Source organism: Moheibacter sediminis, from assembly GCF_900176425.1.
Lineage (GTDB): Bacteria > Bacteroidota > Bacteroidia > Flavobacteriales > Weeksellaceae > Moheibacter > Moheibacter sediminis.
Map to the genome: position 1 here is coordinate 177,810 of NZ_FWXS01000005.1, position 21,428 is coordinate 199,237.

22 protein-coding genes are annotated in these 21,428 nt (G+C 36.7%); 16 read left to right on the forward strand and 6 right to left on the reverse strand.

Annotated features, from left to right (window positions below; all coding sequences use genetic code 11):
- Genes B8977_RS09015 through B8977_RS09030 form a run of 4 tightly spaced genes read left to right on the forward strand, consistent with a single transcriptional unit; the run spans window position 1 to window position 2,222 of the window.
- Window positions 1-831, forward strand: coding sequence for a CheR family methyltransferase (locus tag B8977_RS09015; RefSeq protein ID WP_084017379.1), 831 nt, complete (start codon window positions 1-3; stop codon window positions 829-831).
- Window positions 831-1,409 (forward strand): chemotaxis protein CheB, encoded by a 579-nt coding sequence (locus B8977_RS09020; RefSeq protein ID WP_185116603.1) that lies wholly within the window; start codon window positions 831-833, stop codon window positions 1,407-1,409. The genes B8977_RS09015 and B8977_RS09020 overlap by 1 nt, the downstream gene beginning before the upstream one ends.
- Window positions 1,399-1,764, forward strand: coding sequence for a response regulator (locus tag B8977_RS09025; RefSeq protein WP_084017381.1), 366 nt, complete (start codon window positions 1,399-1,401; stop codon window positions 1,762-1,764). Before B8977_RS09020 ends, B8977_RS09025 begins: the two co-directional genes overlap by 11 nt.
- Window positions 1,764-2,222, forward strand: coding sequence for an SRPBCC family protein (locus B8977_RS09030; protein WP_084017382.1), 459 nt, complete (start codon window positions 1,764-1,766; stop codon window positions 2,220-2,222). The genes B8977_RS09025 and B8977_RS09030 overlap by 1 nt, the downstream gene beginning before the upstream one ends.
- A gap of 151 nt (window positions 2,223-2,373) precedes the next feature.
- Here the strand turns inward: B8977_RS09030 and B8977_RS09035 are convergent, their stop codons facing one another.
- The 4 genes from B8977_RS09035 to B8977_RS09050 all read right to left on the reverse strand — a co-directional run bounded on the left by B8977_RS09035 (window position 2,374) and on the right by B8977_RS09050 (window position 6,087).
- Entirely contained in the window at window positions 2,374-2,922 is a 549-nt protein-coding gene (locus B8977_RS09035; RefSeq protein WP_084017383.1) for a type 1 glutamine amidotransferase domain-containing protein, read from the reverse strand.
- Between the two features lie 29 nt (window positions 2,923-2,951).
- Window positions 2,952-3,458: a pyridoxamine 5'-phosphate oxidase family protein gene (locus tag B8977_RS09040; protein ID WP_084017384.1), complete on the reverse strand. Its 507-nt coding sequence runs from the start codon at window positions 3,456-3,458 to the stop codon at window positions 2,952-2,954.
- 81 nt (window positions 3,459-3,539) lie between these two features.
- Window positions 3,540-4,322 carry an isocitrate lyase/PEP mutase family protein gene (locus tag B8977_RS09045; protein ID WP_084017385.1) on the reverse strand — a complete coding sequence of 261 codons (783 nt, stop codon included), beginning with the start codon at window positions 4,320-4,322 and terminating at the stop codon, window positions 3,540-3,542.
- 115 nt (window positions 4,323-4,437) lie between these two features.
- On the reverse strand, window positions 4,438-6,087 hold the full coding sequence (locus tag B8977_RS09050; protein ID WP_084017386.1) for a glycoside hydrolase family 10-like protein: 1,650 nt from the start codon (window positions 6,085-6,087) through the stop codon (window positions 4,438-4,440).
- Between the two features lie 102 nt (window positions 6,088-6,189).
- On the opposite strand from B8977_RS09050, the gene B8977_RS09055 reads away from it, so the two are divergent.
- From B8977_RS09055 to B8977_RS09080, 6 genes are all read left to right on the forward strand, one after another.
- Complete coding sequence (locus B8977_RS09055; RefSeq protein ID WP_245828506.1) at window positions 6,190-6,567, forward strand: barstar family protein; 378 nt, start codon at window positions 6,190-6,192, stop codon at window positions 6,565-6,567.
- A 205-nt stretch (window positions 6,568-6,772) separates the two neighbouring features.
- The gene (locus B8977_RS09060; protein ID WP_084017388.1) at window positions 6,773-7,864 is read left to right on the forward strand and encodes a sensor histidine kinase; all 1,092 of its coding nucleotides are present in this window, start codon (window positions 6,773-6,775) and stop codon (window positions 7,862-7,864) included.
- Window positions 7,861-8,595: a LytR/AlgR family response regulator transcription factor gene (locus B8977_RS09065; protein ID WP_084017389.1), complete on the forward strand. Its 735-nt coding sequence runs from the start codon at window positions 7,861-7,863 to the stop codon at window positions 8,593-8,595. Before B8977_RS09060 ends, B8977_RS09065 begins: the two co-directional genes overlap by 4 nt.
- A gap of 21 nt (window positions 8,596-8,616) precedes the next feature.
- Window positions 8,617-9,690, forward strand: coding sequence for an efflux RND transporter periplasmic adaptor subunit (locus tag B8977_RS09070; protein ID WP_084017390.1), 1,074 nt, complete (start codon window positions 8,617-8,619; stop codon window positions 9,688-9,690).
- Entirely contained in the window at window positions 9,687-12,779 is a 3,093-nt protein-coding gene (locus tag B8977_RS09075; protein ID WP_084017391.1) for an efflux RND transporter permease subunit, read from the forward strand. The genes B8977_RS09070 and B8977_RS09075 overlap by 4 nt, the downstream gene beginning before the upstream one ends.
- Window positions 12,769-14,067 (forward strand): TolC family protein, encoded by a 1,299-nt coding sequence (locus B8977_RS09080; RefSeq protein ID WP_317043198.1) that lies wholly within the window; start codon window positions 12,769-12,771, stop codon window positions 14,065-14,067. Before B8977_RS09075 ends, B8977_RS09080 begins: the two co-directional genes overlap by 11 nt.
- A 132-nt stretch (window positions 14,068-14,199) precedes the next feature.
- Here the strand turns inward: B8977_RS09080 and B8977_RS09085 are convergent, their stop codons facing one another.
- The gene (locus B8977_RS09085) at window positions 14,200-14,637 is read right to left on the reverse strand and encodes an META domain-containing protein (protein WP_084017393.1); all 438 of its coding nucleotides are present in this window, start codon (window positions 14,635-14,637) and stop codon (window positions 14,200-14,202) included.
- Window positions 14,638-14,790: 153 nt separating this feature from the next.
- A complete protein-coding gene (cphA, locus tag B8977_RS09090) occupies window positions 14,791-17,418 on the reverse strand; it encodes a cyanophycin synthetase (protein WP_084017394.1) in 2,628 nt (875 codons plus the stop codon).
- A 188-nt stretch (window positions 17,419-17,606) separates the two neighbouring features.
- Between cphA and B8977_RS09095 the strand changes: the two genes are divergently transcribed.
- The 6 genes from B8977_RS09095 to B8977_RS09120 all read left to right on the forward strand — a co-directional run bounded on the left by B8977_RS09095 (window position 17,607) and on the right by B8977_RS09120 (window position 21,309).
- On the forward strand, window positions 17,607-18,488 hold the full coding sequence (locus tag B8977_RS09095) for a cyanophycinase (RefSeq protein WP_084017395.1): 882 nt from the start codon (window positions 17,607-17,609) through the stop codon (window positions 18,486-18,488).
- Window positions 18,489-19,331 (forward strand): isoaspartyl peptidase/L-asparaginase, encoded by an 843-nt coding sequence (locus tag B8977_RS09100; protein WP_084017396.1) that lies wholly within the window; start codon window positions 18,489-18,491, stop codon window positions 19,329-19,331.
- 6 nt (window positions 19,332-19,337) lie between these two features.
- Window positions 19,338-19,931, forward strand: coding sequence for a hypothetical protein (locus B8977_RS09105; RefSeq protein ID WP_084017397.1), 594 nt, complete (start codon window positions 19,338-19,340; stop codon window positions 19,929-19,931).
- A gap of 192 nt (window positions 19,932-20,123) precedes the next feature.
- Window positions 20,124-20,762, forward strand: a complete 639-nt coding sequence (locus B8977_RS09110) for a peroxiredoxin (RefSeq protein ID WP_084017398.1) — start codon at window positions 20,124-20,126, stop codon at window positions 20,760-20,762.
- Between the two features lie 3 nt (window positions 20,763-20,765).
- The gene (locus B8977_RS09115; protein WP_084017399.1) at window positions 20,766-21,080 is read left to right on the forward strand and encodes a thioredoxin family protein; all 315 of its coding nucleotides are present in this window, start codon (window positions 20,766-20,768) and stop codon (window positions 21,078-21,080) included.
- Entirely contained in the window at window positions 21,061-21,309 is a 249-nt protein-coding gene (locus B8977_RS09120) for a DUF6952 family protein (RefSeq protein ID WP_084017400.1), read from the forward strand. Before B8977_RS09115 ends, B8977_RS09120 begins: the two co-directional genes overlap by 20 nt.
- Window positions 21,310-21,428 lie beyond the last annotated feature (119 nt).

The window sequence follows — 21,428 nt, forward strand, 5'->3', positions numbered from 1 at the left end:
ATGGAACTTGATATCATCAATGACAGCGAAATGGAGCAGTTGCTGGAAGACGTATTCCAAATATATGGATATGATTTTTCGCAATACAGCAAGGCGTCTTTGAAACGGCGCCTTAACAGGATTTGTCTCATTGACAAACTTGCCAGTTTTGCTGAACTGAGGTATCAGGTAGTGAATAATCCATCTTACATGCAACGTTTTGTGGAAGAAATTACGGTCAATGTAACAGATATGTTCAGAGATCCATATTTCTACAAGAAACTTCGGGAAGATATTTTACCGCGTCTGGGAACACATCCTTTTATACGGATTTGGGTGGCCGGTTGTTCGACCGGTGAAGAAGCTTATTCTATTGCGATTTTACTGAAAGAAATTAATTTATACCAGAAAGCATTGATTTATGCAACAGACATCAATCCGACGGTCATAGAAAAAGCGTCGAAAGGAATTTTCCCGATAAGCCAGATGAAACAATATTCGGAAAACTATATTCAATCAGGTGGAACAGAAGATTTTTCAAGTTATTATATGGCCATGTATGACATCGCAAAGTTTGATGAAAACCTCAAAGAAAGAATGATATTTTCTACACATAACTTGGTTTCAGACTCTTCTTTCAATGAATTTCAATTGATTTTATGCCGAAACGTTTTGATTTATTTTGACAAGGGTTTACAAAATAAAGTATTTAATCTTTTTGATTACAGCCTTCAAAATTTTGGATACCTGGCATTGGGATCCAAAGAAACCATTCGGTTTTCTGCCATGGAAAACCGTTACAAAAAATTGGATGGAGAGAAAATCTGGCAAAAAATAATTAATAAATTATAATGGAAACACGTATTTTATTGATAGGAGGATCTGCGGGCAGTATCAATGTATTGATGCAGGTATTGCCTTTTATCGAAACCGATATATCATTTCCGATTGTAATTGTACTTCACAGAAAACCTCACCCGCAAAGTGCTTTAGATGATTTGCTTGCTACGTCAACCCAAATTCCGGTTTTAGAGGCAGAAGATAAAACAGAATTAGAAATAGGCAAAATTTATCTTGTTCCGCCGGATTATCATTTGCTTTTTGAAAATGAATCAATTATATCTTTAGATGCTTCAGAAAAAATTAATTACTCCCGTCCTTCCATTGACGTTACGTTCGAATCGGCCGCACGTGTTTTTGGAAGCAAAGCTTGTGCATTATTACTATCGGGCGGGAATGGTGATGGAGTAGAAGGTTTAAGGAATATTTCACTACATCACGGGAAGATTTTCGTTCAAGATCCATTAACTGCTGAAGTTGATTATATGCCTCGGAAAGCGGTTGAAACATTGACCGAACTTGTTATTTTACCACCTAAACTGATGGCAAAATACATAAACGAACTAAAAAAACTACAAAATGAGCAATAAAACGATTTTTATATTTGATGATAACAAGGCTCTGTTAGATACATTTTCAATTGTTCTTGAGTCTTTTGGGTATAAGGTAGCAACTTCATCTACTTCACACGACATCATTGAAAAAGTAGAAAACATCAAGCCCGATTTGATTATTATGGACAATTGGATTCCTGACATAGGAGGCATTGAGGCAACGCAATTATTGAAAAAGCATCCACAACATCGACATATTCCGGTTATCTTTTGTTCCGCAACAAATGATTTGGAATCGGTAGCCAATATGGCTGGCGCGGAGACTTATCTGTCAAAGCCGTTTGACATTGATGATTTAGAACAAAAAATTGCTGATTTGATTAACTATTAATGAAATATCAATTAAAAAGAACTCAACAATTATACACTGATTTAAAGTCAGCCTGGGATTTTTTTTCTCTTGCACATAATCTTTCCAAAATAACTCCCAAAGATATGAATTTCAGAGTGATGTCAGATGTAGGGGAAATTCCTATTTATGAAGGCATGACCATTGATTACAAAGTTTCACCTTTGCTTGGAATTTCTATGAATTGGCAAACAGAAATTATAAAAGTTGAACATCAAAAATTATTTGTAGATTTTCAGAAAAAAGGTCCTTACAAGATTTGGCATCATTTGCATGAATTTGAGGAAAATGAAAATGGTGTTTTGATGACTGATACTGTTGATTATGAATTACCCTTTGGAATGTTTGGCAATTGGGTTAATCATTTAATCGTTCGAAAAAAACTCGATAAAATTTTTAAATACCGGAAAAAAGTCTTGGATGAAAAATGGGTTTTCTAATTTAGTTAATAGCTAATTAAAAGTATTTTTTTATAGATATTGTAATGACATTGACGGACTCCAATAACCAAAGATTTATTTAAAGAAATGTTTTTTATAAATAAAAAAAGCACCTCACGAGGTGCCTTCGAAAAAAGTTAAAAAATCAAATTCAGGCATGCTGTTCTCTATGCTTGCCCTCGTTGATTTCTTCTACCAGCTTAGCATTAAATGCTGGTAAATCATCCGGCGTTCTACTGGTTACAAGTCCTGCATCTACGATGACTTCCTTGTCTTCCCATTTTGCGCCTGCATTTTTCAAATCTTTACTTATATTTTCAACTGAAGTTAGATTTCTGCCTTCAACTACTTCCGCATCAATTAAAATTTGTGGTCCGTGACAAATTGCTCCGACAGGCTTTTTCTGTTCAAAGAAATTTTTCACAAAACCTAAAGCATTTTTATCAACTCTCAATTGATCCGGATTGATTACACCGCCCGGCAATACCAAAGCATTATAATCAGAAGCATTTGCTTCGGAAAGTATTTTGTCAACCTTATATTCTTTTCCCCAGTCAGTCTCAGCCCAAGCTTTGATGCTACCCGATTCCGGGCTTACTATATCGACTTTCCAGCCTTGTTTTTCTAAATGATCTTTAGGTGATTTCAACTCACTTTCTTCAAATCCGTGTGTTGCCAATATTGCGATTGTCTTTGACATAATTTTATTTTTTATAATTAGACTTTTGATTAAATATTCAAATCTCCTTCACGTCCTATATCCAGCTTAGCACCAGTGACGCCGCTCAAAGCAACTTTGAAGAACGTTACAAATTTGTTAGATTTCGTATCCCAATAATGCGCTTCAGAAGGAATTACTTTTAAAACGCGGACGCGCGGGTCTTCTTTTCCTTTTTCAAACCATCCTTCCACCATTTTATTCCAGTATTTTTCAATTCGGGCTTTGTCTTGCGAAACTTCGGTTTCTGCATGTATGCTCAGGAAATTATAGTCTCGTGGGTCAGAATACAAAAGACAAACCGATGAATCTTCCTTTAAATGTTTGAAAGTTTCACTTTCTGACGAAAATAAATACCAGATATTTCCCTCGTCATCTACTTCTTGTCGGCTCATGGGAACGGCATGGACGTGTTTGCTATCCCGGGTTTGCGTACACAACATCCCAACATCAATTTTATTGATGAGGTTTTTTAGTTTATCGATTGCTTCTTGACTATTCAAATTTTCAGTGCTCATAATTTTAAATTTTTGATTAAACTTTTTTTAAATTAAATGAGGCTGAAATTGGTAAGTAGGTTGAGGTTGGATTAAAACTAATTATTCACCCAAAACGATTTTATAATTTTTTGACTTAATGAATTCATCAAATATTTCTTCAGATTTTTTCATAAGTAATTCATATTGTTTTGCGCCGTGGCTGATCCGTTTCACACCTAACTGGGCTAACTTTTCATAATCAGGTAATTTCGCATGTGCAAAAACATTCAGAGGTAAATCTACTTTTCGTACGAAAACAGATATTTCAGATTCAGATTTCATTAACGGAACGAAGATTCCGTCTGCGCCAGCTTCTTTATAAATCAAAGCTCTGCGAATTGCTTCTTCCAAAGCATCAGGATGCTCTGTCGTATAAGTGTCTGCACGTGCGTTTATGAAAATTTGAGACTTTGATTTGATGGCTCTGATTTTTTCAGCAAGTTTTTCAGCATCTTCTAAAATTCGTTTTCCATCTTTTACAATACCATCTTCGAGATTGACTCCTGCAGCCCCTGCATCTGCAAGTTTTTTTACAAAATCAGCGACTTCTTGAGGATTATCAGAATAACCAGCTTCGAAATCCACGGAAACAGGAATATTTACGGATTTGATAATTTTTTCTACAACGAAAAACAATTCATCAAAACTTATTTCCTCTCCGTCCTCATAACCCAAAGAATTTGCAATTGCATGACTTGATGTTCCAAGTGCTTTAAATCCGGCTTTTTCAGCAAGTTTTGCAGAATGTACATCCCATACATTTCCTAGTAAAAGAGGTTTTTCATTTTCATGAGAAGATTTAAAATTGGAATAGGCGGTAGAATGTGATGGCGAAGTGTTCATAATTTTGAGTTTTAAATTATGATAACACTAATACCATTTTTAAGCCAAAACAATTCGAATTAAAATTTCTTAGGAAAATCTTAACAATTTAATTATTACATGAATTTGAGAAAAATTAACTCACTTTCTTATAAACGTATTCTGTTTCATTTCCTAAACGGTCAATGCCCTGAATTACGATTAAATCTAAATTTTTTCCGTTTCGTTGTTTGTCGATTTCTTTGGTAAATGTACTCGAGTCAAGTATTTCTTTTTCCCAAACCTCACCGTATTTTGTGAAAAGCAGCCAGTTGATGATTTCATTATTTTGAGCCAAAGACCAGTTTGCTTTTACTGAGTTGGTTTCAGATAGAATAAATAAATTAGGTTTATCAAGATTTAAAGGCTTCAACCAGGGCGATTTAGGAATCAATGCTTTTTCTTTGTATGGACCTGCTTTGAGCGAATAAAGCATCGAAGAGGTCAATCCTGCAGTACTCCAATGCGCAACACCGGCACTTTTCGGAACCAACTGACGTGTGATTTCAATTTGTTTGATGATTTCCGCGGGTTTGTCAGAAGCGCGGATTTCAACTGTATTCAATCCCGGCCACAAATGTCTTTGGTGCGTATTTTCAGATTCCCACCAATTCAACAAAGAAGCAAAATTCTGTTTCGGGGCATCCACAGGCCAATAAAGCTGCGGCGTGAAATAATCAATCCAACCTTCATTCAACCATAATTTTGCATCCGCATACAATTCGTCATATTGAGACATTCCCGAAACGCCATTTGGAAATCCGGGTTTCCAAATCCCAAAAGGACTGATTCCGAATTTTACATAATCTTTTTCCTCTTTGATTTCTTTGTAAATTCTTTTGATGAATTGATTCACATTTTCTCTTCTCCAATCTCCACGTGACAACTTTCCACCTGATCCTTGATAAGCACTCCAAGTTATATAATCAGGAAAATCCGCGCCTCCATTGTAAGAAGCATAAGGATAAAAATAATCATCGAAATGAATGCCATCTATATTATATCTTTTAACAATGTCCATTACGACATCGCTCGCATGGTCTTGCGTTGTTTTGTCAGCCGGATCAAACCAATACATTCCGTTTTTGAGCTTGACGATTTGTGATGGCATTTTGTTGACGATGGACTGGCTTGAAACTTTTCCGCCGTTGGAATGGTGCGCACGGTAAGGATTTAACCAAACATGCAGCTCCAATCCACGTTTGTGAGCTTCTTCCACCCAAAATTCCAAAGGATCATAATAAGGATAAGGCGCTCTTCCCGTTTCGCCCGTCAAGAAATAGGACCAAGGCTCAAATTTGCTAGCATAAAGTGCATCTCCCGAAGGTCTCGCCTGAAATATTACTGCGTTGAAATTATGCTCTTTCAGCATATCCAAAAGATAAATCGCTTCTGCTTTTTGCTGTTCTGTAGTTAGATTTTTTTTCGATGGCCAGTTAATGTTGGCTACACTTGCAATCCACGCTGCACGGAATTCGCGGTCAAATTTTGGAAGGTTGAGCACCATTGGAATTTCTTCTTTTGGCTTGTCTTTTTTATCAACTATATCGACTTTGATTTCAGTTTTCGTTTCCGTCTTTGAAATTATGGCTGGTTTTTCTTCATTTTTCTTTTCTGAAGCAGGCTTTTGTGTGGTTTGTTGTCTTTTGGAATAAGTAGGATAATAATTGGTTTGTTTTGAACACGCGTTCATAACTCCTAAAACGATTCCTATTATTATAAAAAATTTGATTTGCTGTAATTTCATACGTGCACAAAAGTATTATAAAATTCAATGATTTTAACGTTTAAATAATTTGAATATTATTTTAAATGATTAATAATTAACTATTTTTATGATATAATGAAGATGAAAAAGGAATTTAGATTGGATGGAAATAATTTTGATGATTTAGAAGGATTTTATATCGAAATCTATAAGTTAATGACTTTATATGAAGATTGGAAACCGGCGCACAATCTTGATGCGTTGAACGACATGCTTTATTCAGGTTTCGGGGAAGAAGCAATTTTAATTTGGAAAAATTCAGAAAAAAGTAAATTGGATTTAGGTAGTGAAGCCACAATTGATTTTTACAAAAATAAAGTCAAACACGGAAAACCTTTCAATATAACATGGGCAAAGGAAAAATTGGAAGAATTACAATCAGAAAAAGGACAGACACTTTTTGAAATTTTGATTGAAATCTTTACAGATCATCCGAATATTGATTTGATTCTGGAATAATATATGTCATTCCGAGGTACGAGGAATCTCAAATTTGGACAATGAAAATTTTTCCACTTCACTTCGTTTCGGTCGAAATGATACTATAGTCTAAACATTTCATCTTTTAAAATTCAAATTTCATCTATAAATCACAATGATTTGTCGGGAATGGATTGCCATTTGTTAAAACCGCCGTAAACTTGTAGAAAGGTAGCATTTCAACATGAATTTTTGGTTCAATTCTTTCAAGAATAATATTCACATTTACATCCAGTTTTTTGCGTGGATTATCCTTGCTTACACACTTTTTTTTCAATATTTATTGATTTGTGATTGCAATCCGACGATGCTTTTTTGGATCAAACAATGCATTTTGATGTCGAGTTTAATTACATTGTATTACGTTCATGCACAGGTTTTTATTCCGAAATGGATTATCGAGAAAAAATATCCGCTTTACGTTTTCCTGACTGTAACGACGGTTGTTGTACATATTCTTTTCAGCAGAATGGCCGACAGATTGATTCTCAGACCTGCAAAAGGTGTTTTTCAAGACATAGATTTCACAACTTTTGAAGCGGTAATGATGCAAATCAATCCTTTTGTAGGAAAAGGATATTATGACAAAATCATTCCGATTTTAGATTTACTTTTAATTGCAATTGGAATCATTTTAACCATCAGCAAAAAGTGGCAAAACGAACAAAAACGCCGTCAGGAATTGGAACAGGAAAGATTGAGTTCTGAATTGACTTACCTCAAAGCACAAATCAATCCGCATTTCTTTTTCAATACTTTAAATAATATTTATTCCTATACATTGGTAGATGGGGACATCGCACGAAAAGCAATTTCAAATTTATCCAAAATGATGCGTTATGTTTTGTATGACAGCCAAACGCATACCACGACGCTTATCAAAGAAATTGAATTCATCAAAGATTATATCGATTTGATGAAATTACGCGTCACCGACAAAGTCAAAATTGAAACTTCATTTAATTTTACTAATAAAGATATTCCCATCGCGCCGATGCTTTTTTTGCCTTTTGTGGAAAATGCTTTTAAACACGGAATCAGCACGATAGAAGATTGCTTTATCGAAATTAAATTAATTCAAAATGGAAACAATTTAACTTTAGAAGTAATTAATTCTTTATTGTCAAAACGACAATCTTTGGATGAAAGTAATGGAATCGGATTGGTGAATACCAAACGCAGACTGGATTTGCTTTACGCCGGAAAATATGAATTAATCGCTGAGCCAACCGAAAACGGAACTTTTGAAGTCAAACTCAAAATCGATACCCAATGATCTTAAACTGTATTACGATAGACGATGAGCCACCGGCGCTGATGTTACTTGAAAATTACATCAACCAAACACCTTTTCTCAAACTGAAATGGAGTTTCACCAATGCGATGGACGCGCTGAAATTCATCCACGAAAATCCTGTTGATTTGGTATTTTTGGACATTCAAATGGCAGATATTACAGGAATTGAATTGGCTCGAATGATTGCCAACCGCCCCGATAAAAAAACAATTCAGGTCATTTTTACAACTGCTTTTGAACAATATGCATTGGAAGGTTACAAGCTTGATGTTTTGGATTATTTGCTGAAACCTTTTGTTTATGAAGATTTTCATCGTGCTGCGAATAAAGCTTTGAAACAAATTAAAATTTTGAATGATGGATTGAATAATTCTTCTGCAAAAGCCGAAGAAGAAAGTTTCATTTATTTAAACATCCAACACCAAAAAGTAAAAGTCAATACCAAAGACATTTTGCACATCGAAGGTTTCAAAGACTATGCAAAGGTTTTTGTGAAAAATGCAGACAAACCGTTGATGTCTATCATTACTTTGAAATCTTTGGAAGAACAGTTGCCCGAAGGGAAATTTATGCGCGTGCATAAATCTTTCATCATTTCTCTCGATAAAATTTCCGCTGTAGGAAAAAGTACAGTCAAAATCGGTGACACACTGATTGATGTGAGCAAACCTTATGCAGATGATTTCAACGAATTTTTAAAAAACTGGTAATATAAATTCCGCCCACACAATATGAAATTCAAATTTATCCTTTATTTAGTAGTAACCTTGGGACTCGCTGCCATGGCTTATTTTTTATTTTTTCATGATTCGGACAAACCGAAAGAAGAGAAAAAAAATGGCGGCGGAGGTCCCGCTAAGGTTGAAGCAATTATCGTTAAACCTCAGTTTGCGGCAGACACTTTGACTTTGACAGGAAGTATTGATGCGGATGAAAAAGTCGAAATCAGAAGTGAAGTTTCAGGAATAGTAGAGAAAATTTACTTCAGCGAAGGCACAAGAGTAGGACAGGGACAAACATTGTTGAAAATCAACGACATTGAACTGCAGGCACAACTAAGATCCGCCGAAACCCGCCGACAATTAACTTCAGAAAATGAAAGAAGAGCACGATTGCTTCTGGAAAAAGGAGCCATCAGTCAAGAAGAATATGACATTGCAAGTGCCGATTTCAAAACGGCTCAAGCACAGATTCAGTTAATTAAAGCACAGATTTCCAAAACTTCGGTGAGAGCTCCATTTTCAGGGGTTATCGGTTTGCGGAATATTTCGCCGGGCGCATACATTTCTCCCGACATTTTGATTACGAGTTTGGTGAAAAGCAGTCAGGTGAAAATTACGTTTTCGATTCCTGAAAAATATGCAAGTACTGTAAAACTCAATTCAAAAATATATTTCACGGTGGCCAATAGTTCAGAAAAATTTCCTGCAACCATTTATGCCATTCAACCTGAAATTGAAATCAATACAAGAACCCTTTCTGTGAGAGCAAAAGCAGATAACTCCAAAGGAAATTTGATTCCCGGAACTTTTGCCAACATTGCTTTTGATTTAAACGAAGTTGATGACGCGATTATGGTTCCGACAGAAGCGATAGTTCCGGTGCAGGATGGCAAAAAAGTTTTTATTTATAAAAATGGAAAAGCGAAAGAAGTCATGGTGCAAACGGGAAGCAGAAGTCAATCAGACGTAATTGTTTTGTCCGGGTTAAATCCTTCCGATACTGTAATCACAACCGGAGTCTTGAGTTTGAAAGACGGTGCTGATGTTAAAATTACGCTCAAAAATAAACCTGCGAAGTCATGAGTTTACCGTCACTTTCGATAAAAAGACCGGTTTTGACCATCGTGATGAATGTGACCATCATTCTATTTGGTTACATTGGATTTAATTTTTTGGGGATTCGTGAATATCCTTCCATTGATCCCGCAATTGTTTCCGTTCAGACGAATTATGCGGGTGCCAATGCCGATATCATCGAATCTCAAATCACTGAACCTTTGGAAAAATCCATTAATTCAATTGATGGAATTAAAAATATTTCTTCTTCAAGTAACCAAGGTTCGAGTAGAATTACGGTTGAATTTGAACTGGAAAAAGATTTGGAAGAAGCTGCAAATGATGTTCGTGATAAAGTTTCCCAAGCCGTAAGAAATCTTCCGCAAGACATCGATGCGCCGCCTGTAGTTTCCAAAGCAGATGCGGATTCAGACCCAATCATTGTGATGTCGGTTCAGAGTTCATCCCGAAATAAATTAGAGCTGAGCGATTATGCTGAAAATGTAATCAGTGAAAGACTACAGACAATTCCCGGCGTGAGCGGCGTTCAGATTTGGGGGCAGCAACGGTATGCGATGCGTTTGTGGTTTGATCCGATCAAAATGGCTGCTTATGGAATTACAGTGAGCGATGTCAGAGATGCTTTGAATACCCAGAACGTTGAATTACCAACAGGGAAATTAGTTGGTGCAAATACAGAACTCACAGTTAAAACTTTAGGTAATTTATCCAATGAAACGGAATTCAACAACATTATCATCAAAACCAATGGCGATAAAATTGTCCGTTTCAGCGATGTAGGTTATGCCAGCTTACAATCTGAAAACCTCGAAACCAAAATGGTGAGTGACGGAAAACAATTGGTCGGTGTAGCGGTGATTCCGCAACCGGGAACCAATTACATCGACATTGCCAACTCATTTTATGAAGTTTTTGATCAATTAAAAGAAGAAGTTCCGGAAGATATCATTTTAGATGTTTCAGCTGACAATACGCTTTTCATCAAAAAATCAGTGATAGAAGTAGTCGAAACTTTAGCCATTGCAATCATTTTAGTGGTATTGATTATTTATGTTTTTTTTCGGGATTGGTCGATTTCATTGCGTCCGTTGCTGGACATTCCGGTTTCATTGATTGCGACTTTTTTTATCATGTACTTGTTTGGTTTTTCGATCAACGTACTCACGCTTCTCGCAATCGTTTTAGCAACCGGATTAGTAGTTGACGACGGAATTGTAGTGACTGAAAATATTTATAAAAAAGTAGAAGAAGGCATGTCGCCAATGGAAGCCGCGATCAAAGGTTCGAACGAAATTATGTTTGCTGTGATTTCCATTTCGATCACTTTGGCTGCTGTATTTTTACCTGTTATTTTCTTGGAAGGATTTGTTGGAAGATTGTTCAGGGAATTCGGAGTCGTCATCGCTTCGGCTGTTCTCGTATCTGCCTTTGTATCTTTGACTTTGACACCGATGTTGAATGCTTATTTAATGAAAGGAGGTAAGCAGAAACAATCTAAAATGTACCGTTTGACAGAACCTTATTTTGAAAAAATGAACAGTGGTTACGCCAAATCATTGACAAGATTTGTTCATAATAAATGGCTCAGCTTTCCGATTTTGATTGCTTGTTTCATGTTAATCGCATATTTCTTTACAACCATCAAAAAAGAAACGGCACCATATGACGACAGAAGTAACGTATCGATGAGTATTGCAGGTCCTGAAGGTGCGTCATTTGAATATATGGACCGCTACATGAAGGAATTAGACAAACTCGTTCACGATTCCGTTCCTGAAACCAAAGTGGCTTTGGTCATCACTTCGCCCGGATTTGGTTCTGCTTCGGTAAACAGCGGAAGGGTTCGGATAACTTTGGTAGAAACAGATGAAAGAGAACGTTCACAAGCAGATGTTGCAGATGAGCTGACCAAATGGACAAAAGCTTATAATGGAGTCAGAGTAAATGTTTCACAGCAGCCTACAATTGCAGTGAACAGGCGTGGAGGCATGCCGATTCAATACATCATTCAGGCACCGAATTTTGAAAAGTTAAGAGAAAAAATTCCATTGTTCATGGAAGAAATCAATAATGATCCGACTTTTTCCAATACCGATATTAATTTAAAATTCAACAAACCCGAAATCAATGTCACCATTGACCGCTCCAAAGCGCAATCTATGGGTGTGTCGATGCTCGATATCGCGCAGACTTTGCAGCTTTCATTGAGCGGACAGCGTTTCGGATATTTCATGCGCGACGGAAAACAGTACCAGGTCATCGGGCAGTTTGAGGACAAAGACCGCGATGCACCCATTGATTTGACATCGCTTTTTGTAAAAAATAATGTGGGACAATTAATTCAATTGGATAATATAGTTCAAACACACGAAGAAAGCAGTCCACCGCAGTTGTATCACAACAATCGTTTTATGGCAGCTACGGTTTCTGCAGGATTGTCTCCAGGAAAAAGTATCAGCGATGGAATTGAAGCGATGGACAGAGCCAAAGAAAAAATTCTTGATGAAACATTTACGACCGATTTAAGTGGTGAATCCCGTGATTTTGTGGAAAGTAGTTCTAATACTTTATTTGCATTTGCATTGGCTTTGGTTTTGATTTATTTAATTCTGGCAGCACAATTCGAAAGTTTCATCGATCCGTTTATCATCATTTTGACCGTGCCGATGGCAGTTGCAGGAGCGTTCATTTCCTTATGGATTTTTGGACAGACTTGGAACATTTTCAGCCAGATCGGAACCATCATGCTCATCGGGCTAGTTACGAAAAACGGAATTCTCATTGTGGAATTTGCCAATCAATTGCGTGAAAAGGGAATGTCAAAATACGAAGCCACTATCAAAGCTTCTGAATCTCGCTTGCGTCCGATTTTGATGACAAGTTTGGCAATTGCTTTGGGGGCATTGCCGATTGCAATGTCATTGGGCGCTGCTTCTGTAAGCCGTATGGGGATGGGAATTGTAATCGTAGGTGGAACGATTTTTTCCTTGATTCTGACACTTTTTGTAATTCCTGCAATTTACCTCATGTGGTCAAGACCCAAAAAAGTGCACAAAGAATTGGTTGAATTAAATAAAAATGACAATGAAATATAGTTTCATTTTATCCCTAGTATTAATTTCGGTTTTTGCGCAAGCACAAAATTATCTAACGCCCGAAGATGCCGTTTCGACAGCAATAGAAAATAATTTCGACATCAAAATTGCCAAAAACAATTTAGAAATTGATCAAATCAATGTCAACCGTGGAAATGCTGGGATGTTGCCTTCATTGACCGGAGAATTTAACATGAACAACAGCATTCTCAATTCCAAACAAGAAAGAGCGGACGGTACCATTCAGGAACTCAACGGTGCCCGAAACAATGCGTTGAATTACGGCGTCAACCTCAATTGGACAATTTTTGACGGTTTTTCCATGTTTGCCCGATATGACCAACTTAAAGAATTTCAAAAACAAGGTGAAGCCGAACTGAAAACAAGTGTTGTTACTCTAGCAAGTCAGGTTTTGGCAACATATTTTGATTTAATCCAGCAGCACCAGATTTTGGAAGCTTACCGCGAAGCGATTGATTTGTCACAGTTTCGTTTGACTTTGGCAGAAACAAGATTTGAAATTGGGAAAGCAGCTAAACTGGAAGTTTTAAATGCGAAAGTAGATTTGAATACAGACCAAACAAATTTACTGCGTCAATTGGAATTAATTGAAAATACAAAAACATACCTCAATCTTTTGATGGCAGAAGATTTGAAAACGCCCATTGTCGTTCAGTCCGAATGGGAAATCAACCAGGAATTGGTTTTAGATGAATTGATTTCACTTGCTGAACAACAAAATCCAATAATCCAAACGGCTTTGATCAACCAAACCATTGCAGAACAAGAGTTGAAAAGAATTAAAGGGAACCGCTATCCACAGATTGCGCTCAATACGGGATATAATTTCACACACAGTGAAAATACATTGGGTTTTGCACGGGTAAATGATGGCAGAGGTTTCAATTATGGTGTTTCAGTTTCACTCAATATTTTCAATGGATTGATTCAGAAAAGAAATGAAAGTATAGCCAAAATTCAGATTGAAAATTCACAGGTTTTGATTGACCAGCAAAGACAAAATATCCAGTCGCAAATTATCTCCAATTACCAAACTTATCAGACCAATTTGGAACTGATTACTTTGGAATTGAGTAACGAAGAGATTGCCAAAGAAAACTTAGACATCACGCTCGAAAAATTCCGCATCGGAACCATTACCACTTTGGAAGTAAGAACTGCACAGCAGAATTACATCGATGCGATGACCCGTGTGAGTGATGCGAAATTCCAAGCGAAAATCTCCGAAATCCGCTTGCGCGAATTGGCAGGAAATGTTTTGAATTAATTTAGCGTTTGTCATTTGAAGAAGGAGGAATCTCATTATAATCGGTAGAGATTCTTCCTCCCGTTTCACGAGATTCAGAAGGACTTGCACATATTATTTAGAGGTGCGAGGAATCTTTAAAACAAATCTCATTTACTTCACGATTGAATTCCTTGTGTAGCGCAAAAGCTCCAAACCTTTGTCATCAAAGAAACTCAATTTGTCATTATCAAATCGGTAAGAAGCAACTTTCTCCAAATTTTTGGTGTAGGCACTTTCGTTTACGCCTTCACAAAACATTTTGGTCATTCCCAATCCGCTGAAACTGATTTTGTTTTGATCAGTGCTGAAGTTTCCAAACATTTGGTTACAGCCGGTATTTCCGGTTAATTTTTTAGAAACAGATTCCAGAGTGAGAGATGGTCTTTTGTTAGGAAAGCCTTCATCTATATTGACTTCGTTGATGAACTCGAGGGTATAACTTCCGGAAAGTTCGAGGTTGAGAGTTTGTGGATCGTTCATAGTTTGTGTAGAGCAGGACTGGAAAATTCCAAATGCTGAAATGACTAAAATTGCAATTAAATTTTTCATAATCGATTAATTTAATTGAAGTTTTTGCAAATGATGTGCCACTTACTTTTCAAAAATAATCAAATCAAGTATTGGATGGCAAAAATTGTAAAAAAAATCTGCGACTCAATATTCCGAGCCACAGATTTTCCTCATGTGTATAATTGTGTATTTTTATCCTGAAATTACGCTTTCATTTTCTTTGTCCAAATAGCTTTGTACGATTTCTATAGCATTTGTAACCACGTCACTCAATGCTGTAATGAAAGTTCCGTCTTTTGCATTATTGATAGCATGTTTGATGGCTTCGACTTCTTTCGGGATGATTTCATAAGTGATTTCTTTGTTCGACGAATGAATTCCTTCCAAAATCAAATCAATGATTTCTTGTTCAGTTCTTCCACGCAAATGTTTTTCTTGTCGGATGATGATATGGTCAAACATCCTTCCTGCAATCCGCCCGCATTCTTTGATGTCTTCATCTCGTCTGTCACCTACACCGGCAATGATTCCGATTTTGTGTGGAGAATCTATATTTCCTAAGAAATCTTCAATAGCCATGTATCCTTTTGGGTTATGAGCAAAATCAATCATTACCTGGAAATTTTTGAAATTAAATATGTTCAATCTTCCCGGAGTTTGTGCAGCACTTGGAATAAATGTCTGCAAAGATAAACTCAAATCTTCCGAATTAAATCCTGATAAATAGCCCGCTAAAGTTGCTGCCAAAGCATTTGCAATCATGAATTTCGCTTTACCGCCTACAGTAATTGGAACTTGGGTTACACGTTCAATTCTGATTTTCCAGTCTCCTTTTTTGATGGTAATGTATCCGTTTTCAAAAACCGCCAAAGTTTTGCCAGCTTTTGAAAGTGCCTGTACATGCGGCTGATTTTCATCCATACTGAAATAAGCAATGTTACATTCCAGGTCTTTAGAGATTTTCATACAATGTTCATCATCCGCATTCAGAATTGCCCACCCGTCATTTTTGATGCTGTGTACGACAACTCTTTTTACTTTAGCCAAATCTTCCAGATCATGGATGTCATTTAATCCCAAATGATCTTCTTGGATATTGGTGATAATTCCAATGTCACATCGGCTAAAACCCAATCCTGCTCTCAAAATTCCACCACGAGCCGTTTCTAAAACAGCAAATTCAACTGTCGGATCTTTCAATATATATTCCGCACTAAATGGTCCGGTTGTGTCGCCTTTTTCCAACAGATGATTTTGAATGTAAATTCCATCTGAGGTCGTAAAACCAACACGGTAACCTTTGTTTTTAACCATGTGAGCCAAAAGCCTCGTAGTGGTAGTTTTCCCATTGGTTCCTGTAACAGCAATAATCGGAATACGGCTTGGTTTTCCCGGAGGATAAAGCATATCGATTACCGGAGCGGCTACGTTTCTTGGCAATCCCTCGGAAGGAGCCAAGTGCATTCTGAATCCCGGAGCGGCATTTACTTCTAAAATAACGCCACCGTTTTCCTGTAAAGGCTGCGTAAGATTTTCTGCCATGATATCGATCCCACAAACGTCTAATCCTATGATTCTTGAAATTCTTTCAGCAAGGAAAATATTTTCCGGATGAATCATATCTGTGACATCGATGGAAGTTCCACCTGTACTCAGATTTGCAGTAGACTTCAAATAAACAATTTCTCCTCTTTTGGGAACTGATTCTTCTGTATATCCCAATTTATCTAATAAATCCAAAGAATCACGGTCGATATTGATTTCGGTCAAAACATTTTCATGACCATATCCACGGCGTGGGTCTTGATTTTCGGTGTCAATTAATTCTCTAACTGTATTTTCTCCGTTTCCGATGACGTGTGCAGGAACTCTTTGTGCTGCTGCAACCATTTTGTGATTAATTACTAAAATACGGAAGTCGTGTCCTGTAATGAATTTTTCTACAATAACTCTTCTGCCATATTTTTGTGCATGTTCCAATCCTGCTTTGGCATCCTCAAAATTGGTTACATTAATGGAAGCACCTTTCCCGTGATTTCCACCCAAAGGTTTGATTACAATCGGATACCCGATTTTATTAATTGTAGCAACCAAATCTTCTTCGTCAACACAAATAGAACCTGAAGCGACTGGCACTGAAGAATTCTCCAGCATTTTTTTGGTTTCTTCTTTGTCGCATGCAATATCAACGGCTATATTGCTCGTGTTACAAGTAATTGTTGCCTGAAAACGCATTTGATTGATTCCATAACCCAATTGAACTAAAGAATTTGTTCCCAAACGAATCCATGGAATATCACGCGCAACTGCCTCTTCCACAATGCTTCCCGTACTCGGTCCTAAACGAACTCGTTCGCGGATTTCGCGCATGCGCTGAATGTCGGCCTCTAAATCATATTCTGTTCCGTCAACCAAAGCCTGCGCAATTCTTACTGAAGCTTCAGCTGCAAACATCCCAACACTTTCTTCCACATAACTGAAAACCACATTATAAACACCTGGTGTTTTGGTAACACGTGTGCGGCCAAATCCCGTATCCATTCCTGCAAGTGTTTGAATTTCAAGTGCGATGTGTTCTATTACGTGACCCATCCAGGTTCCGTTTTCAATTCGCATAAAAAAACCGCCACGCACACCTTCCGAACATCTGTGTTCAATAAGGGTAGGCATCATGGCTTCGATTCTTTCACGGAAACCTTCTATTTTATTGGTTGGTAATTCTTCTAATTCTTGTAAATCCAAACGCATCTGGATTAATTTTTTTCTTCTTACACTCCAAATATTTGGACCTCTCAGCGCCTGAATTTTCAATATTTCCATAATGGTTAAGTAATTTTTAGTGTAATTAAGTTTAACAAATAATTAAACTCATATTTTGATAAAATTAACAATTATTTTGAATTAACTGTATTTTATCATGAAAAAAAATAAAAAATAGTCAGTTTATAATCCATTTTAAATTACAAAATGAAATTAGGGAGTTATAAAAATATTCTTAGTTTTGTCGCATGAGTATTAAAGGAAAACTAATTATTATCGGTGGAGCTGTAGACAAAGGCAGTTTTACTGAAGTAAGTTTTGACGAAAATGTTGCCAACAACCTAAACTTTTTCGAAAAGGGAATTCTTAAGCGTTTAATCAACGAGTCAAAACATAAAAATGAATCCCGAATTGAAGTAATTACAACTGCTTCGACGATACCATTGGAAGTGGGAGCGGAATATATAAAGGCGTTCAATTATTTGGGTGCGACAGAGGTAGATGTATTACATATTCAAAAACGTGAGCAAGCTATGCAGCCTGAAGTTCTCGAAAGAGTAAGAAAAGCTGATGTTGTAATGTTCACGGGTGGAGACCAACTTCGTTTGACTTCTATTTTGGGAGGAACAGAATTTCAGGATATCCTTTTGGATAAATATCATAACGAAGATTTCATTTATGCAGGAACTTCCGCAGGAGCAGCCGCAGCTTCGAGCAGTATGATTTACCAAGGTTCTAGCAAAGAAGCCTTGTTGAAAGGTGAAGTGAAAATCACAAGCGGATTAGGTTTTATTGAAGATGTGATTGTTGATACGCATTTTGTGCAGAGAGGACGCATCGGGCGTTTGTTTCAGGCGGTTGTAGGAAATCCAAAAGTTTTGGGGATCGGTTTGGGAGAAGATACCGGATTATTGATAAAGGACGGAACGAAAATGGAAGCCATCGGTTCCGGATTGGTAATTTTGGTGGACGGAAGACAAATCAAAAATACAAATCTTACCGATGTTTCGTTGGGTAAACCTGTTTCTATCAGCAATTTGATTGTCCATGTAATGAGTCAGACCGATACATATGATTTGAATACTTCTGAATTAATCATCCACGGCGAATCTGTACAAGAAGTTGAATAAATGAAGATCATCATTCATGGTGGATTTTTCAGTGAATCCCATACCAATCAGGAAACCAAAATCGCAAAGCAGGAAGCGCTGAAAAGAATTGCTTCCAAATCTTTTGAATTTTTGAAAAATCATTCCGCTTTGGAAACAGTAGTTTATGCTGTTTCTCTTTTGGAAGATGACGAATTGTTCAATGCCGGAATCGGTTCCCAAATCCAAAGTGACGGCGAAATCCGTATGAGTGCTTCTTTGATGGATGGAACTACAGAAAAAATGAGTGGTGTCATAAACATTCAAAATGTAAAAAACCCAATTCAGGTTGCAGAAAAATTGTTGAGTTATGATGATAAAGTCTTGGGTGGAGAAGGGGCAACTAAATTTGCGAGAAAAAACGGATTTGAATTTTTCTCAACTGAAATCCCGCAACGAAAAGAAGAGTATTTGGCCAAAGCAAAATCAAACGGTTCGGGAACTGTTGGTTGTGTAGCTTTAGATACCAATGGGAAATTAGCTGTTGCAACTTCCACAGGTGGAAAAGGTTTTGAAATTCCGGGAAGAATTTCAGACTCTGCAACGGTTGCCGGAAATTATGCCAATCAAAACTGTGCGGTGAGCTGCACAGGAGTAGGAGAGGATATCGTGAGCGGAGCAGTCGCAGCTAAAATCGTTACGCGAGTAACAGATGGATTAAAAATTGAAAAAGCATTTTCCAGAACTTTTGATGAATTGAAACCTTTTGACGGTTTTGCGGGTGCGATCGCGATTGATAAATCAGGAAATATTTACCACCAAGATTCGCATCCTTCTATGGTTTATGCTTCTTTTGATGGGGAGAATTTTGAGGTTTTTAATTGATATATCGTGAGATTCAGAATTTCTATATTTTTAACTATCTTTTTTTTATTTGCAGCTTGCAAAAAACAAAATTCCGATTATAGAGAAATTAAATTCAAAAGATTTAATTGGACTCTTAATATTCCTAAAAGTTTTGAGGCTGTTAGTAAACAGGATTGGGAAAAACATCAAAATAGAGGAACTCAAGCAATAGAAAATACTCTTGGAGAAACAATAGAAAACAATTCTAAAATAATTTTCATTTTTAAGAAATCTAATTTAAATATATTTGAAGCAAGTTTTCAACCATTTGATGAAAGCATTGATGGAAATCATTCTGATTCTTTTGATATGGTTAATGAAATTTTAACTGAAACATTCAATAATCAGATTCCAGATATTATTATAGATGAAGAAAGATCTGTAGAAATGATTGATGGATTAAAGTTTCAGGTTAATAAAATCAAATTGACATATCCTAACAATACTAAGTTCTATAATGAAATGCATAGTACTCTCATTGGGAAGGAAGAATTAACTGTAAACATAATGTATACCGATGAAAAACTTGGAGAAATTATGAGAGAATCATTTCTTTCCTCAAAATTTGGCAATAATTAAATTGTTTATTTTATAAACACCCTCATGATTGATATCATAATTCAATAAATTTAAATTATTAAAACACTAAAAATCAATTAGATAAATTTATCATAAATCCCCTAAATTCCACGATTACATTTAGCTATTGAGTTCTTTTCTATCCTGAATTTGTCAGACATAATTTTGCCTTGAATTTAAAACCAAAAGATTATGTCATTAGTAGGAAAAAAAGCCCCACAATTTATCGCTCCGGCAGTTTTGGACGGAGAAGAAATCGTTTCAGACTTCGCATTGCCAATCGGCGAGAAAAATATAGTTTTATTCTTTTATCCAAAAGATTTCACATTTGTTTGTCCAACAGAATTGCACGCATTTCAAGCTAAGTTAGCTGAATTTGAAAAAAGAGATGCCGTTGTGGTAGCAGTTTCTACTGATTCGGAAGAAACACACTTAGCTTGGTTAAATACTGAAAAAGACAACGGAGGCATACAAGGTGTAACTTATCCGGTAGTTGCTGACTTAGCAAAAACAATTTCTATGGATTACGGTGTTTTGGCAGGAGAATATGTAAATGATTATGAAACGGACAGAATCGTTTTCCAAGGTCTTCCGGTAGCTTACCGTGGAACTTTCATCATCGACAAAAACGGTGTAGTTCGCCACGAAACTATCAACGATTTGCCATTGGGAAGAAATATCGAAGAGTATGTACGTTTGTTGGATGCTATTCTTCATGTAGAGAAATTCGGAGAAGTTTGTCCTGCAAACTGGGAAGAAGGAAAAGCTGCGATGAACGCAACCAAAGACGGTGTTGCTGAATATTTATCAACTAACGTTAATTTGAACTAAATCATGTTCGTAGAAATTTCAGAAGATAATTTACCCGAAATATTGAACCAAAATCCAAAAGTTTTGGTTCAGTTCGGAGCGACCTGGTGCGGAAACTGCCGCTTGCTCAAACCAAAAGTAAAACGTTTGGCAGAAGCAAATCCTGATATTCAGTTCATTTACGTTGATGCCGAAAAATTCCCAGAAAGCCGTAAGCTAGCCGAAGTTACCAACCTTCCTACGTTCGCAATTTATAATCAGGGAACTTTTGTCAATCAGGTAGTGACATCGAAAGAAGAACATTTAAAAGAGATTACAAATGAAATTGCCGGTTTATAAAAATTTAGCAAAATCAGTTTCCAACGAAGCCATGGAAAATGCTTTGGAAGTATTGGAAATCTATGCCGATTCGCCTGCTGTAAAGGAAGAGGAAAGGGAAGCCATCGGCGAAATCATCTCAAACATCTGCGGAGCGATGGAAATGAAAGCAATGGTTGATGACGGAATGAGCGAACGCGATGCAGCCAACCATTTCATGAAAAGAGTTTTAGGCTCGATTGATAGATAAAAAGGTCATTCAGAACGAAGTGAAGAACCTGAATTTAGCTAATAAAAATAAAGAGATTTTTTTTCATAATAGATTGATTTTAGACCCGAGGACGAAAGTTTTCGGGTTTTTGATTTAGT

Coding starts and splice junctions, on each gene's coding strand:
- B8977_RS09115 (WP_084017399.1), top strand. CDS start 20,766: ATGTTCGTAGAAATTTCAGAAGATAATTTACCCGAAATATTGAACCAA.
- B8977_RS09075 (WP_084017391.1), top strand. CDS start 9,687: ATGAGTTTACCGTCACTTTCGATAAAAAGACCGGTTTTGACCATCGTG.
- B8977_RS09055 (WP_245828506.1), top strand. CDS start 6,190: ATGAAAAAGGAATTTAGATTGGATGGAAATAATTTTGATGATTTAGAA.
- cphA (WP_084017394.1), bottom strand. CDS start 17,418: ATGGAAATATTGAAAATTCAGGCGCTGAGAGGTCCAAATATTTGGAGT.
- B8977_RS09025 (WP_084017381.1), top strand. CDS start 1,399: ATGAGCAATAAAACGATTTTTATATTTGATGATAACAAGGCTCTGTTA.
- B8977_RS09035 (WP_084017383.1), bottom strand. CDS start 2,922: ATGTCAAAGACAATCGCAATATTGGCAACACACGGATTTGAAGAAAGT.
- B8977_RS09020 (WP_185116603.1), top strand. CDS start 831: ATGGAAACACGTATTTTATTGATAGGAGGATCTGCGGGCAGTATCAAT.
- B8977_RS09030 (WP_084017382.1), top strand. CDS start 1,764: ATGAAATATCAATTAAAAAGAACTCAACAATTATACACTGATTTAAAG.
- B8977_RS09045 (WP_084017385.1), bottom strand. CDS start 4,322: ATGAACACTTCGCCATCACATTCTACCGCCTATTCCAATTTTAAATCT.
- B8977_RS09095 (WP_084017395.1), top strand. CDS start 17,607: ATGAGTATTAAAGGAAAACTAATTATTATCGGTGGAGCTGTAGACAAA.
- B8977_RS09100 (WP_084017396.1), top strand. CDS start 18,489: ATGAAGATCATCATTCATGGTGGATTTTTCAGTGAATCCCATACCAAT.
- B8977_RS09040 (WP_084017384.1), bottom strand. CDS start 3,458: ATGAGCACTGAAAATTTGAATAGTCAAGAAGCAATCGATAAACTAAAA.
- B8977_RS09070 (WP_084017390.1), top strand. CDS start 8,617: ATGAAATTCAAATTTATCCTTTATTTAGTAGTAACCTTGGGACTCGCT.
- B8977_RS09080 (WP_317043198.1), top strand. CDS start 12,769: ATGAAATATAGTTTCATTTTATCCCTAGTATTAATTTCGGTTTTTGCG.
- B8977_RS09050 (WP_084017386.1), bottom strand. CDS start 6,087: ATGAAATTACAGCAAATCAAATTTTTTATAATAATAGGAATCGTTTTA.
- B8977_RS09120 (WP_084017400.1), top strand. CDS start 21,061: ATGAAATTGCCGGTTTATAAAAATTTAGCAAAATCAGTTTCCAACGAA.
- B8977_RS09085 (WP_084017393.1), bottom strand. CDS start 14,637: ATGAAAAATTTAATTGCAATTTTAGTCATTTCAGCATTTGGAATTTTC.
- B8977_RS09110 (WP_084017398.1), top strand. CDS start 20,124: ATGTCATTAGTAGGAAAAAAAGCCCCACAATTTATCGCTCCGGCAGTT.
- B8977_RS09065 (WP_084017389.1), top strand. CDS start 7,861: ATGATCTTAAACTGTATTACGATAGACGATGAGCCACCGGCGCTGATG.
- B8977_RS09060 (WP_084017388.1), top strand. CDS start 6,773: ATGAATTTTTGGTTCAATTCTTTCAAGAATAATATTCACATTTACATC.
- B8977_RS09015 (WP_084017379.1), top strand. CDS start 1: ATGGAACTTGATATCATCAATGACAGCGAAATGGAGCAGTTGCTGGAA.